14 protein-coding genes are annotated in these 16487 nt (G+C 68.1%); 6 read left to right on the forward strand and 8 right to left on the reverse strand.

Translation table 11 applies throughout. From position 1 onward, the window contains the following. Nucleotides 1-1292 (forward strand): HNH endonuclease signature motif containing protein (locus tag VIM54_RS00105; protein ID WP_331898090.1); only part of this gene is annotated, 1292 nt, incomplete at its 5' end. 73 nt (nt 1293-1365) lie between these two features. Here VIM54_RS00105 and VIM54_RS00110 read toward each other — a convergent pair. Next, nucleotides 1366-2289, reverse strand: a complete 924-nt coding sequence (locus tag VIM54_RS00110; protein WP_331898092.1) for an AEC family transporter — start codon at nt 2287-2289, stop codon at nt 1366-1368. Between the two features lie 73 nt (nt 2290-2362). Between VIM54_RS00110 and VIM54_RS00115 the strand changes: the two genes are divergently transcribed. Beyond that, the gene (locus VIM54_RS00115; protein WP_331898094.1) at nt 2363-3163 is read left to right on the forward strand and encodes an HAD-IIA family hydrolase; all 801 of its coding nucleotides are present in this window, start codon (nt 2363-2365) and stop codon (nt 3161-3163) included. 126 nt (nt 3164-3289) lie between these two features. Here VIM54_RS00115 and VIM54_RS00120 read toward each other — a convergent pair whose 3' ends face one another. Together VIM54_RS00120 and pyrE are read right to left on the reverse strand one after the other, a co-directional pair. Then, a complete protein-coding gene (locus tag VIM54_RS00120) occupies nt 3290-5104 on the reverse strand; it encodes a hypothetical protein (RefSeq protein ID WP_331898096.1) in 1815 nt (604 codons plus the stop codon). 1 nt (nt 5105) lies between these two features. Then, nucleotides 5106-5657 (reverse strand): orotate phosphoribosyltransferase, encoded by a 552-nt coding sequence (gene pyrE, locus VIM54_RS00125; RefSeq protein WP_147784841.1) that lies wholly within the window; start codon nt 5655-5657, stop codon nt 5106-5108. A 427-nt stretch (nt 5658-6084) separates the two neighbouring features. Between pyrE and VIM54_RS00130 the strand changes: the two genes are divergently transcribed. From VIM54_RS00130 to VIM54_RS00145, 4 genes are all read left to right on the forward strand, one after another. Next, the gene (locus VIM54_RS00130; RefSeq protein WP_331898103.1) at nt 6085-6918 is read left to right on the forward strand and encodes an exodeoxyribonuclease III; all 834 of its coding nucleotides are present in this window, start codon (nt 6085-6087) and stop codon (nt 6916-6918) included. Nucleotides 6919-6927: 9 nt separating this feature from the next. Beyond that, entirely contained in the window at nt 6928-7620 is a 693-nt protein-coding gene (locus VIM54_RS00135) for a GntR family transcriptional regulator (protein WP_331898105.1), read from the forward strand. A 258-nt stretch (nt 7621-7878) separates the two neighbouring features. Continuing rightward, nucleotides 7879-8694, forward strand: a complete 816-nt coding sequence (locus VIM54_RS00140; protein WP_331898107.1) for an alpha/beta fold hydrolase — start codon at nt 7879-7881, stop codon at nt 8692-8694. Nucleotides 8695-8845: 151 nt separating this feature from the next. After that, nucleotides 8846-10237 (forward strand): DUF6421 family protein, encoded by a 1392-nt coding sequence (locus VIM54_RS00145; RefSeq protein WP_331898109.1) that lies wholly within the window; start codon nt 8846-8848, stop codon nt 10235-10237. Here VIM54_RS00145 and VIM54_RS00150 read toward each other — a convergent pair. From VIM54_RS00150 to VIM54_RS00170, 5 genes are read right to left on the reverse strand one after another with little or no spacing between them, the layout of a single operon-like run. Continuing rightward, nucleotides 10227-12248, reverse strand: coding sequence for a hypothetical protein (locus tag VIM54_RS00150; RefSeq protein WP_331898111.1), 2022 nt, complete (start codon nt 12246-12248; stop codon nt 10227-10229). The genes VIM54_RS00145 and VIM54_RS00150 overlap by 11 nt on opposite strands. 34 nt (nt 12249-12282) lie before the next feature. Continuing rightward, nucleotides 12283-13341 carry a glycosidase gene (locus VIM54_RS00155; RefSeq protein ID WP_331898113.1) on the reverse strand — a complete coding sequence of 353 codons (1059 nt, stop codon included), beginning with the start codon at nt 13339-13341 and terminating at the stop codon, nt 12283-12285. Between the two features lie 2 nt (nt 13342-13343). Next, nucleotides 13344-14177 carry a carbohydrate ABC transporter permease gene (locus VIM54_RS00160; protein ID WP_331898193.1) on the reverse strand — a complete coding sequence of 278 codons (834 nt, stop codon included), beginning with the start codon at nt 14175-14177 and terminating at the stop codon, nt 13344-13346. 29 nt (nt 14178-14206) lie between these two features. Continuing rightward, nucleotides 14207-15148: a sugar ABC transporter permease gene (locus VIM54_RS00165; RefSeq protein ID WP_331898115.1), complete on the reverse strand. Its 942-nt coding sequence runs from the start codon at nt 15146-15148 to the stop codon at nt 14207-14209. Nucleotides 15149-15150: 2 nt separating this feature from the next. Beyond that, nucleotides 15151-16431 (reverse strand): extracellular solute-binding protein, encoded by a 1281-nt coding sequence (locus VIM54_RS00170; protein ID WP_331898117.1) that lies wholly within the window; start codon nt 16429-16431, stop codon nt 15151-15153. Nucleotides 16432-16487: the final 56 nt, after the last annotated feature.

Below are 16487 nucleotides of genomic sequence, written 5' to 3' on the forward strand. Positions count from 1 at the left end.
TGCTCACGCCGTCCCTCGCCGCGAGCTTTCTTGACACCATGGGTGAGCTGATCGACGACGTCGTCGAGGCCGATCGCGCCGTCGCACGAGCCGCCGCCGACCGGGCCGCCCTCATCGACCAGGCGCGCAGCTGGAGCGAGGCAACCGCTTCCCTGATGCCGAGCGATGCCTCCCAGGTTCACCGCTGGAGCGCCGCCCATGTCGCTCGGCGCTCCCTGGTGAGCGAGCTCGCGGCGGCCCTGCGCCTGCCCGAGCGCACCACCGAGACTCTCATCGAAGAGAGCCGTTCGCTGCTTCGCGAGCTGCCGGCCACGATGACGGCCCTCACCGACGGGCACATCAGCTATAGCCATGCGCAGGTGATGATCGACCACGCCAACTCCCTCCCCATCGAGGCGCGCCGGCCCTTTGAAGAGGCCGCACTGCCGTTCGCCGTCACGCTCACCGCAAGCCGCTTCAACCACAGGGCTCGTGTGTTGCGTGAGCGGAAGCACCCGGAGTCCATCGAGGTACGGCAGAGCAGCTGCCGCGACAAGCGCGAGCTGTCGCTCGATCCCGCCCGGGATGGCATGGCCCGGCTCACCGCCTACCTGCCCGCGGCGAGCGCCCAGGCCATCTACAACCGCGTGACAGATGTCGCGGCCACCCTCCAGTGCCCCGACGAGCCGCGCACCCTCACCCAGCTGCGGGCGGATGTCTTCTGCGACCTCCTCATCGACGGCCAAACCGATGCCAGCCACCCGAACCAGCTAACCCAGCCGAATCTGGGCAGGGGCATCCGCGCTCGCGTGCTCGTCACGGTGCCGGTGCTCACCCTCCTCGGGCGCGGCACCGAGCCGGCGGTGCTCGAAGGTTATGGTCCGATCGACATCGATACCGCCCGCGAGCTCGCCGCCGGCGCTCCCGGTTTCGTCCGAATCCTCACCCACCCCGAGACCGGTGCGGTGCTCTCCCTCGGCCGCGATCGCTACGCGATTCCCCCCGACCTCCGCGCCTGGCTTCGCCTGCGGGACGAAACCTGCCGCGCCCCCGGATGCGGTGCCGCCGCCCGACGCTGCGATCTCGACCATACGAAGGACTGGCAGCATGCCGGACCCTCGAATCACGACAATCTCGCGCACCTCTGCCCGAAGCACCACGACCAGAAACACCACACAGGGTGGACCGTCGAGCACATCGGCGAGGGCGACCTCCAGTGGACCTCGCCCACCGGGCACCGCTATGTGACAGAGCCGGCAACCCGCATGACGGCGGGCAGCGCTGATCGAGCAGCGCTGGTCGAGCAGCGCTGATCGAGCGGGCGCCCCGGGAACCGCGCCGGGACACGCCCCACTCAGTGGCCGCACCACTCAGTGCCCGAGCAGCTCAGTGCCCGAGCAGCGCCGCCACGATCACGAGCACGGGGATCGACCCGACGGTCGTGATGAACACGGAGTCCCTGGCGATGATCTCGCCCGTGCCGTAGCGCTGGGCGTAGTTGAACACGTTCTGCGCCGACGGCAGCGCGGCGAGGGCGACGACCACGAAGAGTTTCTGGCCAACGAGTTCGAAGAGGAAGTGGCCGACGGCCCACGCGACCGCGGGCATCACGGCGAGCTTGAGCGCGCTCGCGAGCAGCACATCCCGCCGACCGCTCCCCGCCTGCAACAGCTTCTGGCCGTGCAGCGACATCCCGAAGGCGAGAAGCACCACGGGCACCGCCGCGCCGCCGAGTAGCACGAACGGTTGCAGCACCGGCGCCGGCAGGTGCACCCTGGTCACCGCGAGCAGCAGCCCGAGTGCCGATCCGATAATCAGCGGGTTGGTGAGCGGCTTCAGCGCAACGCTGCGCACCGACGCCCTGCCCGTGGTCTGGATGTCGAGGATCGTGAGCGCGATCGGCGTGAACACGAGAAGCTGCAGCAGCACGACCGGGGCGGAGTATGCGGCGCTGCCGAGCACGTACACCGCGACGGGGATGCCGATGTTGTTGGCGTTGACGTAGCCGGAGGCGAGCGACCCGATCACGACATCCGCTGCGCCGCGGCGCCAGACCAGCCGGGCGACCACGAAGTAGGCCGCGAAGCAGACCACGGCGGCGATGAGCGACACGAGTATGAGCGACGAGAACAGCTCGGACACCTGCGCCTTCTCGAGCACCGTGAACAACAGGCATGGCGAAAGCACGAAGAAGACGACCCGGTTGAGCACGAAACCGGCGTGCGGCCCGAGGATGCCGAGGCGGCCGACGAGGTACCCGACGAGGATGATGGACGCGATGATCGCGAAGCCGATCAGCACACCCGACACCACTTCACCCCCGCAACCCCTCCAGCGTAGCGGAGGCAACGAGTTGGAAATCTGCGCCCGGTACCATGTCCCCATGAGCAATCGCGGCGAAATCGAGTGCTGGCTGACCGACATGGATGGCGTGCTTGTGCACGAGAACCACCCGCTGCCGGGCGCGGCGGCCCTGCTCCAACAGTGGCGCGACCAGGGCAAACCCTTCCTCGTGCTCACCAACAACTCGATCTTCACTCCTCGGGACCTCAGCGCGCGCCTGAAGGCGTCCGGGCTGGATGTGCCGGAGGAGTTCCTCTGGACGTCCGCCCTGGCGACGGCCGATTTTCTCAAGTCGCAGATGCCGGGCGGCTCCGCCTTCGTCATCGGCGAGGCCGGAATCACCACGGCCCTGCACGAGGCCGGCTTCGTGATGACCGAGAGCGACCCCGACTACGTGGTGGTGGGCGAGACCCGCAACTACTCGTTCGACGCGATCACCAAGGCCATCCGTCTCATCGTGAACGGAGCCCGCTTCATCGTCACCAACCCGGACGCGACCGGCCCGAGCGCAGACGGCCCGATGCCCGCAACGGGAGCCATCGCCGCCCTCATCACGAAGGCCACCGGCAAGGAGCCGTACGTGGTGGGCAAGCCCAACCCGATGATGTTCCGCTCGGCGATGAACAAGATCGGCGCGCACTCCGAGAACACGGGGATGATCGGCGACCGCATGGACACCGACATCGTCGCGGGCATCGAGGCCGGGCTGCACACGATCCTCGTGCTCACCGGCATCAGCGACCAGGCCGAGATCGAGCGGTACCCGTTCCGACCTGACGAGATCCTGAACGGCGTTGCCGACCTGCTCGAGCCCGAGCCGATCGAGGTCGACATCGGCTGAGCGCCCAGCGCCCAGCCACGCAAGTCCCAGCGCCCAGCGTCCAGCCACGCAAGTCCCAGCGCCCAGCGCCCAGCCGCGCAGGTCCCAGCGCCCAGCGCCCAGCCGCGCAGGTCCCAGGCGCGGCGGCTACCCGCCGGCCAGGCTCCCGGTGAGCGGCTCGCCCGACGATCGGTTGACGAAACAGAAGTAGTCGTGCTGGCCGCCCGCCCACTCCTTCGCGTTCGCGGCGTATGACGCCTGTATCTGGATGTCGCTGAAGGCCCCGGCCACCGACAGATTGATCACTCCGGCGGCGGTGCACAGCAGGTTGATCTGCGCCTTGAGTGCCTCGACCCCGGGGTAGTCGGAACCCGCCGCGCCAGTGGGTTTCGGCGATGGACTGGCCGCGGCCGCGGGCGCCGCCGCCGGGAACGTGCCCCGCCGCACCATTTGGGCGGGATGCGGAGCAGCGCAGTCCACGACCGTGAACTTCTCGGCCCAGGGCGAGGTGAACGGGTCGAGGCATTCCCCGCCGCGGAGCTGATCCCACTTGTGTTCGCCAACGGCGGCGGGCCCGGCCGCGACCGTCGGTGTGGGCGTCGGCGTCGGTGTGGGCGTCGGGCTCGCCGAGACGGCGACCACGGGCGCGGTGCCGAGCAGGCCCGGGAGCCGGGTGCCGAGCAGGAACAGCACGACCAGGGCGAGCGCCGCGACGACACCGCCGGCGGACCACAGAAGGATCCGCTGGTTGCGGGAGATCGGCTCGCCGGCGGCACCGCGCGGGCGGGCCGGGGCAGCGATCGTCGAGTCGGCCGGGAGCATGGAATCGGCGGCGACCGTCGAATCGGTCTTGAGCGTCGAATCGGCTGGCGCGCTCGACACCGGCAGTCCTGTCGCGGCTCTGCCGGGCTCGCCGAGGGGGAGCGCCCCCTCAGCACCGAGTGCCGCGGCTCGGGCGCCGAAGATCGCCTCGGAGACGAACGGGCTCGCCACCGTGGGGGCAGGCTCGATGAGCGCGGGCGGCGCGTCGGCCACCGCATCCTCCGCGCTGGGCGACTTGGCCGACCACGGGGCGCCGAACGGCAGCGTGGGGATGAGGGACTCGTCCTCGTATTCCTTGAACTGGTCCTGGCCGAAGAGGGCGTCGATGCCCGAGCCGTCAGTGGCCGCTCCATCGGTGCCGGCACCGTCAGCGTCTGGCTCGCTCGCGCCGACAAGTTCGGGAGCCTGCTCGGTCGCCGGCAGTTCCGGTGTTGTCGTCTCCCACGGCAGTGCGACCGTGGGCGGCTGACCGAGCGAGTGCGGGGCACCGCCGAGTGCGGCATCGATAGCGATGGTTTCCGGGAGGACGGTTTCCGGCACGTCGGCCTCGGGGGCAACGGTTTCGGGGGCGGCAGTTTCAGGAGCGACGGTTTCAGGAGCGACGGGGGCCGACAGGAACCCGGGCGATGGCCAGGGTGCCGGCGGGACCGGTTCGACCGGGGTCACGGGGACGGGTGGCGCCTCGGGGACGGGTGGCGCCTCGGGGACGGGCGTCGTCGGGGGCGTCGGAAAGATGGAGGGGGCGGGACGCGGCTCGATGGGCGGCGGCATGACGGGTGGCTGCGCCGGCGGCTCGACGGGCGACTGCCGGACGGGCGGCGGCATGACGGGCGGCAGCAGAGGCTCGGGCGGAAGGACGGACGGAACGGGCGGAACGGGCGGAACGTCCGGCAGCACCGGTTCGGCAGCCGCGGGCGTGCTGTCGCCGGCCGTTGGCGTGAGACCCCAGTGGAATCCGCCGGCGGGGGCGGCCGAGTCGGGCTCCGTCACATCGGGCTCCGTCACATCGGGCTCCGGCGCGGTCAGCGGCCACGCGGTCCCGGCCTCGGGCTGCTTCTTCTCCGGCGCCTTGTTCAGCTTGTCGGAGAACCAGTCGAGCGGGTCGTCGTTGATGTCCTCGCCGGTGGGATCGTCGCTCATGTCACTTCGAGAGTCCGAGGTCGGCGAGCCCGATCGCCGCGAGATAGGGGTATCCGGCGGCCTCGATGATCTCGCGGGCTCCCGTGTCGCGGTCGACCACGACGGCGACGGCGGCGATCTCGGCCCCCACCTTCTTGAGCGCCTCGATAGCGGCGAGCGGGGATCCCCCGGTCGTCGACGTGTCCTCGAGCACGATCACTCGCTTGCCGGCCAGGTCCGGTCCCTCCACCTGGCGACCGCGACCGTGGTCCTTCGGTTCCTTGCGCACGACGAAGGCGTCGTAGGCGAGCCCGCGGGCGGCACCCTGGTGCAGGATCGCCGCGGCGACCGGGTCGGCGCCCATCGTCATCCCGCCGACCGCGCTCACGTCAGCGACGTCCGCGATGAGGTCGAGCATCACCTGCCCGATGAGAGGGGCAACCCGATGGTCGAGGCTCACTCGGCGCAGATCCACGTAGTAGGTGGCCTTCTTGCCGCTCGTGAGCGTGAAGTCCCCGTGGAACACGGCATCCGCCGAAATGTGGTCGATGAGCTTCTGGCGTGCGTCAGTCACGCACCTCACTTTAGGGCAGCGGGTGCCACACCGAAACCGAGGCCCTCCCTACCCCCTGCCGCCCGGGGCGCCCTCCCTACCCATTCCGCCGGCGATCACCGCGGGCGTTCACCGTCCGCGCATCGTCGAGGTGCCCAGACTTGTCGCTTCAGCACCAGAAAAGCGGCAAGACTGGGCACCTCACCGCTTGGAGTCCCGGGGAATTGCCCGGACACGTCGAATTGGCCCGGCTGAGGGGGTGCGAGGCACGAGGCACGAGGCACGGGACACGGGGTGCGAGGTGCAGGGCACAGGACACGAGGAACGAGGCACGAGGCACGGATGCGGGGTCGCGATGCCGAGCCAGCACGCGCGGCGTCGCGATGGTGGGTCGCGATGCGGGAGTGGTGATGCAGACCCACCCCGCAGACCAACTAGCGTTGAGGACATGCGCGTAGCAACCTGGAATGTGAACTCGATTCGGACCCGGGTCGGCCGGGTCGTGGACTGGCTCGATCGTGAAGATGTCGACGTGCTGGCGATGCAGGAGATCAAGTGCAAGGAGAGCCAGTTCCCCTTCGAGCAGTTCTCCGAGGCGGGCTACGAGGTGGAGTTGCACGGACTCAACCAGTGGAACGGCGTCGCCTTCGCGAGCCGCCTCCCCATGGAGGACGTGGAGCGCGGATTCCGCTCCGCACCGGGATTCAGCAAGACCGAGATCGATGGCCCTCCGCTCGAGGCGCGGGCGATGGCCGTCACCGTCGACGGCGTTCGCCTCTGGAGCCTCTACGTGCCGAACGGTCGCAGCCTCGACGACCCGCATCTCGCCTACAAGATCGACTGGCTGGGCAAGCTCGCCGACGACACTCGTGAGTGGCTCGCCGAGCACCCAGAGCAGCCGCTCGCCCTCATGGGCGACTGGAACATCGCTCCGCTCGACACCGACGTGTGGCCCACCTGGGACTTCGCGAACAACACCCACACCTCGGCGCCGGAGCGTGCAGCGTTCGCGCAGTTCGAGGCGATCGGGCTCCAGGATGTCGTGCGCGAGCGGGTGCCAGAGGGCTTCACCTTCTGGGACTACCAGCAGCTTCGATTCCCCCGCAACGAGGGCATGCGCATCGACTTCATCCTGGGCTCCACGCCCTTCGCCGAGCTCGTGACCGGGGCGAGCATCCACCGCGCCGAGCGGAAGGGCGACGCCCCGAGCGACCACGTTCCCGTGGTCGTGGACCTCGACCTGCCGACCGAGGACGACGACGATCGCCCGATGATCTTCTAAAATAACCGTGTGAGCGAGGCACGAGACGACCAGCGCGAGACGCCGGGTTCCAGTGACGAGACGTTCACCGGCAGCACCGTGGTCAGCATGGTGTTCAACCAGATCCTCGACGCCGTGCATAATGGCCGTCTGCAGCCCGGTGAGCGGATCAGCGACTCCGAGTTCGCCGAACGGCTCGGCGTCTCCCGCACCCCGGTTCGCGAGGCCCTGCAGAGGCTGCGCGAAATCGGGATCATCGAGGCATCGGCAAGCCGGTTCACCCGCATCGCGGTCGTGAGCCCGGAACAGACGGCGAATGCCATGGTGGTCTGGCTCGCCCTGTATGTCGCCGTCATCAACGAGGTGATCCCCACGGTGCCGCCCGAGGTCGTCGCTGCAATGAAGGCCGATCACGAAAGCTTTATCTCGCTGCTGTCGACGCGCGACATGCAGCGGATCGCCACGGCGAACGCGGAGTTCTTCAACCACCTGGTCGAGCTCTCGCAGAATCCCCCACTCAGGCGCGGCATCCAGTCGGTCGTGCATGTCGTGCGCCTCGGCAGCCTGCATCTTCCGGACCAGATCGACTTTAGTGCCCTCAGCGAATCGCAGGCGCTGCTGGTGGCGGCGGCCCGCGATCACGACAGGGCCGCGGCTCTCGGGGCCATGCGCATGCTCGGCACCATCCGCGTTCCGACCGACTGGGGCGACACGCCGCAGTGACACCCGAACGGGGGTCGTGTGTCCCCTATTTGGAGGACCAATATACTGCTAGCTTGTAGTCACTGCACGAAAGTGCAAGCACGAACGGTACGAGACGCCAACCCGACGGTTTAACCACCGGGCGAACCGTACCGACGCGCGCCATGTCGCCTCTTACCCGGGCGATTCAGCGGACCGGCCCAACCCGAAACAGGTCGGTCCGCTGACGTATTTAACAGGCTGGGTGTCAAACGAGTGGCAAGCGCCTACGCTCGAAGCATGCCTGATCTCGAACTGCCGGGAGCGAGCGTCTACTACGAGACCGAGGGCCACGTCTCGTCGCCCGCGCTCCTCCTCATCCACGCCGGCATCGCCACCCTCCGCATGTGGGACGGGATCGTTCCGGCGCTCGCCGCGAACCACTTCGTGATTCGCTACGACGCCCGGGGCTACGGGGCGACGACGTCGGAGGACGTGCCGTTCTCCGACCGGGAGGACGCGATCGACCTCCTCGACCACCTCGGAATAGCCCGCGCGACGGTGATCGGATGCTCCCGAGGCGGTCGCATCGCGATCGACCTGGCGGTGGAGCATCCGGAGCGCGTTGCCGGCCTCGTCACGATCGGCTCCGGCCCGAGCGGCTTCCCCGAGACCGAGCTCACCGAGGCGGAAGACGCCATGTTCGACGAGTTGGATGCGGCATTCGCGGCCGAGGACTGGGCCGTTCTGCAGGACCTCGAGGTGAGACTCTGGTCGATCGGCCCCACCCGGCACGAGGCGGACCTCGACCCGGCCTTCGTCGCCGAGGCCTACGCGCTCAACCGGGCGAACGCCGCCCACCGCGGCGAGGGCTCCACCCAAACGCCGCTCGACCCTCCCGCCTACGACCGGCTCGTCGACATCGACGTCCCCACCCTCGTGACCGTGGGCGATCACGACCTCTCGATCGTGCTCATCCAGTACGCCTACCTGCTGACCACGATCCCCCGGGCGGAGGGATGCCGCTTCACCGAGTCTGCGCACCTTCCGAGCGTCGAGCAGCGGGACGAGTTCGAACGCGTGCTGCTCGCCTGGCTTGCCGAGAAGGGGCTCTGACCCCACAGCGGTTGCGCCGGACTGCGGCGCGAAACTCGCGGTAGACGCAATTTCCCCGCGTCCACCACAACCAAAAGGCGCGCGAGCGTCGTTAGGCTGGGGACGAGGCGCCGATTCGTTGCGCCCGCCGATGCCGGAACGGAGGTTACCCATGTCACACGTCACGACGCAGAACGCGATCGTTGGAGAACCCGAGGTGGTGGAAGACCTCGTGTCGGCTCCGGCGTGGCTGTCGCTCAAGGCGGCCGTCGAAGAGTTCCGCACCTTCCAGGTGAAGGACGGCAGCCTGCCCAACGAGGCCGACCACGCGCGCGCCCGTGAGCTCGTCGCCACCATCACCCACGACATCCGCTCGCTCTCCGGCACCTTCCCGCACGACGCCGACTACCACGTCGCGCTTGCCGCGGACTTCGCCCGCTGGGTCGAAGGCGGATTCGGGGTGCCGGACTTCCTCGACTCGCTCGAGGCTTTTCAGCCGCAAAGACAGCGAATCGACGGCCTGCGTCACCTCGTCGTTTTCCCGATGTACACCCAGAACGGCAGCGCCGAGCGGCTCGTGGAGGCGGTGCTGATCGAAGTGATCTGGCCGCAATTCGTGGCCGAGCTCGAGGCAGCCGAGTACTCGAACACGCTGTTCGTGCCGATCCGTTTTCTCGACTTCACGCCGGGCTATGACACCAACTCGGCAGTGCTGTTCCCCGAGACGGTGGCGATGCGCACCGTGCCCACTTTCACCTGGGGTGCGATCTTCGCCGATCGAGAGGCCGCCCGGTTCCGCCGTGTCGTGCGGGCCGCCGCCGAGATCACCAAGCTCGAGTTGCCGACTGACGCGGCGCGACTGCTGGACGACCAGCACCTCACGGAAGAAACCTTCGTGATGTGGGACCTCATCCACGACCGCACGCACATGCGCGGCGACCTGCCGTTCGACCCGTTCATGATCAAGCAGCGCATGCCGTTCTTCCTCTACTCGCTCGAGGAGCTGCGCTGCGACCTCACGGCGTACTGCGAGGCGGTGCGGCTGGAGAAGGCCCTCGACGGGCTGGCGGAGGCCACCCCGGCGCAGAAGCAGGTTCTCGAACACGCGAAACTCGTGCAGTTCGCGGTGCTCTTCGACCGCATCTTCCGCTTCGCGATCAGCGGCAGCCGGGTGCGCAACTACGACGGGCTCGGCGGCCAGTTGCTGTTCGCCTGGCTGCACCAGCACCACGTGTTGCACTGGACCGATACCCGCCTCACGATCGACTGGGATGAGGTTCCCGCGGTGGTGATCGCCCTCGGACGCGAGATCGACGACCTCTACTGGCACTCGATCGACCGGCCGAAGACGGCGCACTGGCTCGCTGCCTACGACCTCATCGCCTCGACACTGACGCCGCATCCTGCGTCCGCGTGGGCGAAGCGAGACCTCCCGCTCGACGGCCCGCCGAAGGGGTTCACCGATGCGGTGCTCGACGACGAGTTCCCGCACTCGATGTTCTACGAGGCGCTCTCCAAGAAGATGACCGACGTGATCGAGTCGACAGCGGGCATCACCGGCTGACCACCGCGAACCCTCCCTTACGCAGCACGACCGTCGCGACTCCCGTGATGGTGCGCTGTTCGACGAGCGCGCCAGAGCCGTCGTAGCTGCGCAGGGTGGCCCGCTGGCCGGCCGTGCCCACCGAGGTCCTCTGCACCTCGGTCGACGCCGAGTTCACCAGCTCGGTGAACCCGTTCGGCCCGGTGAGGGTGAGGCGGGACACGAGCGGCCGCACGATGACCGCGTCGAGTTGCACGGTGCCGCGCGAGGCGGTCACCGAGACGGCGTCGCTGCCGGGCGGAACCGCGCGCTGCAGGGTCTGCGGCAGCAGTGCCCCGGGCACGGCGGTCACGCCCTGGGCTCCCACGGCGTGCCGCAGGGTGCCGAGCGGCGAGGTGCCGGAGGTCCACACCGAGGTCGCCGACCCCGGGTTCGGCTCGAAGGTGACCGGTTCGAGCAGCCGCGCCCCGGCCGATGCGCCGATCTGGATCGTCGCCTTCTGCCCGGTCGCGAGCTGCAGGAACGTGCCGCCGCCATACTGCGACTCCCCCGTCCAGGCCGAGCCCGGCGTCACGACGGTGCCGGTGGTGGATGCGGACGCCTCCGCCTGCACGACGGTGAGACCGTCCCGGCCGGACAGCACCGGAGTCGCCTGCGCGCGGGCCGCGACATCCGGGTTCGCGTCGAGGGCGAGCATCGAGAGCAGTCCGTGAATGGTGCTCTCCGCCCCGCTTCCATGGTTGACCGTGCCGTCGGCCTGCACGCCGTCGAAGGTCACCCCGGTCGCCGGGTCGTACACGGGCTTGCCCGAGGCGTTGGCCCCGAAGAACCAGGCGCCCATCATGCCGGCGAGTTCACGGATGCCCGGTCGCCGCGCAGCATCGGCCACCGCGAGCAGGGACTGCAGTCGCGAGTCGGCGCCGTACGCGATCTGGGTGTGGTCGACGGGGGTGGGGAACCAGCCATTGTCGGGGCCACCGGCGGTGAGCAGCGTCGTGGTGAACGACACGGAGTCGGCGATAGCCGGCTTCAGCAGGCCCCTGTCGCCGAGTGCGACGGACGCCCTGGCGAGCGCAGCCGGCATCTGGGACGACCACGCGTGCCACATGCTGCGGGACTGCGTCCACGGCAGAATCGCGCCGTACGGCCAGCTCTGTGTGTCACCGGACCCCATCGCGGCGATGCCCTTCGACAGTTTCGAGAGAGCGGAACGCGCGGCAGAGTCGCGCGGCACGGCGGTCGAGTATGCGGAAAGCCCGAGCACCGCCTCGGCAGAAGCGTCGGCGCCGCCGGCGACGAGCCAGGCCGGGACCTGCACTCCGTCGGCCACCTCGTACTGGCCGAACTTGTCGAGAACCTGGCGGTCGAGGGCGGCCACGCCGAGGCGCAGCCGCTGCTGCAGGAACGAGGCGAAGGCCGGGTCGCTCGACGCGAAGTCGGCGTAGCCCTCGCCGAACGCCCAGAGGCTGCGGGCGAGCCAGTAGCTGTCGCCGCTGTCCGATGGGTTGGGAAGCTCGACCGGCGTCGGGCTCGGGTTGAGGGTGCCGTCCGGCTGCATCCACAGAACCACGTTGCCGGCGTTGGGGCCGCTCGAGGACTGCAGGTAGGCGAGCGATCGCAGCAGCTCGTAGGCGGAATTCCTGCTCGAGGATGCCCCGGTCTGCTTCCAGTGGCGCAGGTACACCACGGCCGCCCGGGAGATGTCGTCGGCGTTGTAGGCGCCCTGGCCCCAGTGCCCGGTGGCCGGATCGAGCGGGCCGCCGCCGACGCGGGCGAACGTGCCGCCGTCACGCGGGTCGGCGTAGGTCCACGGCATCGTGAGCTTCGGCTGGTCGGCCAGTTTGTAGGTCGTGTGCCCGTCGATCGCCGCGGGGGCCGCGGTGTCGAGCAGGAAGTCGAGATGGGCGAGGTTGGCGAGCGGCGGCGGCGCGGCGGTCGCGGGAGTCGCGGGAGTCGAGGCGAGCGCCAGGCCCCCCGTCACGGCGATCGCGGTGAGCACGGCGACCAGGCGCCTGGGTGTCAGGTTCTTCATTGAATCTGTCCTTTGTTCTTCGGTCGGCCGGCGGCTACACGTGGTCGATGCGGGCGACCCCGATCTTCGAGTCGGCCATGCCGTAGAACACGAACAACTGACCGTCGATCTCCTCGATCGCGGTCGGGAAGACCACGTTCGGCACGATCCCGCTGCGCTCGTCGTCGGTCTCCGGCGACAGCAGCGGCTCAGTCGTGCGGGCGATCACCCGGGTCGGGTCGACGGCATCGAGGATCATGCCGCCCGCCGCGTAGTTCACCTTCTGCTGCTGCGAGAAGGCGCTATCGATCACGCCGGTGACGCCGTGGTAGAGCACGAGCCATCCCTCGGCCACGCGAACGGGTGGCGGGCCTCCGCCGATCTTGAGCTCCTCGAACGGGGCCTCCGGGGCGGCGAGCAGCCGGTGGCCGCGCCAGTTGACGATCGAGCGGATGTCGGCGAGCACCCCCGCGACGGGAACGAAGCTGATCCAGATGCTCTGGCGCTGGTCGGTGACGCCGGCCGGCTTCCACAGACCCTCGCCTGGATGGATCTCGCCGAGGTCCCACATCGGGCGGTGCAGCACCGCGAAGCTCTCCACGCCATCCGGGGCCGTGACGGGCTCGGGGAAGAAGACCGTGTCCTTGTTGTGGAACATGTTGAGGTCGATGTCGAGCGCGTCGTCGTAAGCGAAGAGCGCCGGGCCGAGCCGGGTCCACTCGCGCAGGTCGGTGGAGGTGGCGATGGCAGTGCGCGGGCCGAGCGGGCCGAACGCCACGTAGGTCATCACATGCAGGCCGAGCCGCGGGATGAACGTGACCCGAGGGTCTTCGACGCCCGAGTTGTGGGCTCCACGCTCCCAGGCCCGATCCGGCCCGAGCACGATGCCCTCGCGCTCGACTCCGACCGGCACGCCGTTCTCGATCACCACGGCGGCGAGGCCGACGCGGCTCACATTCCCGGTGGCGACGAGCCGCGGAAGCAGATAGAGCTTGCCGTCCGGGCCGTGGCCGGTCGCGGGGTTGAGCACCCCCTCGGCCTCGAGCGAATTGCCCTCTTCTGGCGTCATGATCACACCGGCGCGAGTGAGCGAATAGGGGAAGGGACGGGACATGGTCAACCTTTCACGCCCGAACCGATATTGGTCGAGACGAAGTACCGCTGGAACACGATGAACAAGACGACGACGGGCGCCGCGAGGACGACGGCACCCGCGAGAGTGGCGCCGAACGGATTTGACGCCGACGCTGCGACGTTGGAGATGTAGTTGGCGAGGGAGACGGCGAGCGGTTGCAGACTCGACTCCTTGGTCACGAGGAACGGCCAGAGGAACTCGTTCCACGGACCGATGAAGGTCAGCAGCACCACGGTGATGAGCGCGGGACGCACCAGGGGAATCGCGATTCCCCAGAGCAGCCGGAGTTCGCTCGCCCCATCGATCCGCGCCGCCTCGAACAGCTCCATCGGCAGCTGCAGGAAGTACTGCCGGAAGATCACGACCGCCGTGGAGTTGATGAAGAACGGCAGGATCATGCCCAGGTAGTTGTCGGCGAGTCCGTAGTCCCGCGCGATGAGCACGTACAGCGGAATCATGAGCAACTGGAACGGGATGACCTGCACCAGCAGCGCGAGCGCGAAGGTGACCCCGCGACCCCGCCACTGCAGCACCGCGAGGGCATACCCGGCGAGCAGCCCGAAGACCATCGTTCCGATCAGCACTCCGCCGGTGAAGATGCCCGAGTTGAGCAGCCCCCGGAACAGATTGATCCGGTCGTTGATCTGCACGTAGTTCTCGCCCGTGATGTTGGCGAGATTGGGGAAGGCCCCGGCCACCGACGGGTCGGGCTTCGCCTGCAGCGATCCGATCACCATGTAGTAGAACGGGAAGAGGAAGGCGAGAGCGCCGATGGCAAGCACGACGCCCCGAAGGATGTACTGCGGACGCGACATCCGCGTGTGTGAGAACAGTTGCTTTGCCATCAGTCATTCCCTCCCGCGAAGCGGTTCTGCAGCCAGGCGATGCCCAGCACCACGATGACCAGTACGACGCCGATGGCGGCCGCGGTATCCGGGTGACCCTGCTGGAGGCCGTCCTGATACATGATCAGCACCGGTGAGGCGGATGCCCCGTTGGGTCCACCGCCTCCGGTGAGCAGGTACGGCTCGGTGAACAGGTTCGCCCCGGTCACGGTGGAGACGAGCAACACGAGCACTGTGGCCGGTCGCACGCCCGGCACCGTCACCGAGAAGAAGCTGCGCACGGCACCGGCCCCGTCGGTGGATGCGGATTCGTAGAGCTCGTTCGGCACCGCCTGGAGCGCCGCGAGGTAGAGCAGGATGTAGAAGCCGAGCTGCTTCCAGGTGACGAACAGCGCGATGGAAGGCATCGCCCAGTGCTCGTTCACCAGCCACGACGGACTCGGCGCCAGCGGACCGAGCACCTGGTTGACGATGCCGTTGCCGTTGAAGAGGAAGAGCCAGACGGCGACCACCGCGACGCTCGCGGTGAGGTACGGCACGTAGAAACTCACCCGGAGAAATGCCCGGAGGTGCGTCACCTTGTTCAGCGCGCTCGCCAGCAGCAGCGACAGCACCACCGTCAGCGGCACATTGATCAACAGGAAGATGCCCACATTGCCGAACGAGCGGATGACCGCCTGGTCGGTGAACGCCGTGATGTAGTTCTCGAATCCCACGAACGGACGATCCACCTGCGCCCCTGGAGCCGCGAAGAAGAAGTCATGGAACGAGATCCACACGGAGTAGATGAGCGGATACGCGAAGACCAGGATGACGAACACCAGGTATGGCGCGCTGAACAGCAGGCCGAGGGGATTCTTGCCGAGGAAGCGCCGGCGTCGGGTGGACTTGCCGCCCCCCGGCGGTCGTGAGACCGCCGGAGGCGTCAGGGTGGTCGTCATGACTACTTCTGCTTCGCGATCGTGTCGATCTTCGAAGCGGCCCCTTTCAAGGCGCTCTTCACGTCGCCGCTACCGGTGACGACGGTCTTCGTCCACGCGTCACGGAAGGCCTGGAGCATCTCGACGGTGTTCGGGCCAGGGGGCACCTCTACCGTGCGCGAGGCCTGGTCGCCGAACGCCTTGTATGTGGGGTTCTTCTCGAAGTAGCTCGCATACGTGGACTGCAGGTCCTTGCGAAGCGGCATCTGTCCCGTCAGCTCGAGCAGCTTCTGGTCCTGCGCCTTGCTGGTCGAGAACTTCAGCACATCCCACGCCGTGCCCTGGCTCTTGCAGGCGGAGTAGAGTCCGATGTTCTTGGCGTCGCTGAACGTCCAGGTCTTGTTGGCTGGCGTGCCGTCCTTGGTGGGTACCGGCACCGATCCCCAGTTCACGTCCTTGTAGACGGACACGGCCCATGGGCCGACGATGGCCATGGCCGAGTTGCCCGACGCGAACGAGTCTCCCGTGTACTGCTCGGGGCTCGACAGCTTGTCCTTGTACATCGTCTGCCAGAAGTCGGCCACGTCGTAGCCGGCCTGGTTCGCGAACGTCGACTTGTTGCCCTGCACAATCTGCTTGCCATTCGTCGCAGCGGCGTAGAGCGGATAGAAGTCGAACTGGGTCTGGAAGAACTCGCTGGTCGGGGCCGGCTGGATGGCCACCTTGGAGACCCCAGCGGCCACGAGCTTCTTCGACGTGTCGATGAAGTCGGCGTAGGTGGAGAGCTTCGGGTTCTCGGGATCGAGGCCCGCCTTGGCGAACATGTCCTTGTTGTAGATGATCACGACGGGGTTCGACTTCCAGGGCATCTGGAAGTAGTCGCCGGCGGCGTTCTTGTACTGGTCGGCCACCTTTCCGCTGCGTGCCTCGATGTAGGCGTCGCCGTCGGAGATCTTGGACAGGTCGACGAGGCCGCCCTGCTTCTCGAACTGGCCAACGGCGGCGGGCGCCGTGTTGTAGATGAGGCAGGGCGCGTTACCGGCGGCGATTGCGGCGCCGATCACTTCTTCGCTGCTCTTGCCGGCCGGGATCTCCTGGCCCTTGATCTGCTCCTTGGGGTGTGTGGCGTTCCACGCCGCCACCATCTGCTTGCCCCAGGCAACCTCTTGCTCGTTGTTGGAGTACCAGATAGTGATGGGCCCGCGCTTGGCCGTGGAGCTGGTCGTCGCTCCCCCGCTGCACGCGGTGAGGGCGAGCGCCGCGGCCAGAAGTACGGACGCTCCGATGACTGTTCGTCTTTGCACAGTCGTTTCCTTTCAGTTGTCCGACTGCGACTTCGCCGTCGGTGTTGTTGCGGTGA

Source organism: Lacisediminihabitans sp., from assembly GCF_036569425.1.
Taxonomy (GTDB): domain Bacteria; phylum Actinomycetota; class Actinomycetes; order Actinomycetales; family Microbacteriaceae; genus Lacisediminihabitans.

Bases quoted from the DNA above. Each gene is read 5' to 3' on its own strand.
- VIM54_RS00120 (WP_331898096.1), bottom strand. From the start codon at position 5,104: ATGAGCGACGATCCCACCGGCGAGGACATCAACGACGACCCGCTCGAC.
- VIM54_RS00160 (WP_331898193.1), bottom strand. From the start codon at position 14,177: ATGTCGCGTCCGCAGTACATCCTTCGGGGCGTCGTGCTTGCCATCGGC.
- VIM54_RS00150 (WP_331898111.1), bottom strand. From the start codon at position 12,248: ATGAAGAACCTGACACCCAGGCGCCTGGTCGCCGTGCTCACCGCGATC.
- VIM54_RS00115 (WP_331898094.1), top strand. From the start codon at position 2,363: ATGAGCAATCGCGGCGAAATCGAGTGCTGGCTGACCGACATGGATGGC.
- VIM54_RS00140 (WP_331898107.1), top strand. From the start codon at position 7,879: ATGCCTGATCTCGAACTGCCGGGAGCGAGCGTCTACTACGAGACCGAG.
- VIM54_RS00130 (WP_331898103.1), top strand. From the start codon at position 6,085: ATGCGCGTAGCAACCTGGAATGTGAACTCGATTCGGACCCGGGTCGGC.
- VIM54_RS00145 (WP_331898109.1), top strand. From the start codon at position 8,846: ATGTCACACGTCACGACGCAGAACGCGATCGTTGGAGAACCCGAGGTG.
- VIM54_RS00155 (WP_331898113.1), bottom strand. From the start codon at position 13,341: ATGTCCCGTCCCTTCCCCTATTCGCTCACTCGCGCCGGTGTGATCATG.
- VIM54_RS00165 (WP_331898115.1), bottom strand. From the start codon at position 15,148: ATGACGACCACCCTGACGCCTCCGGCGGTCTCACGACCGCCGGGGGGC.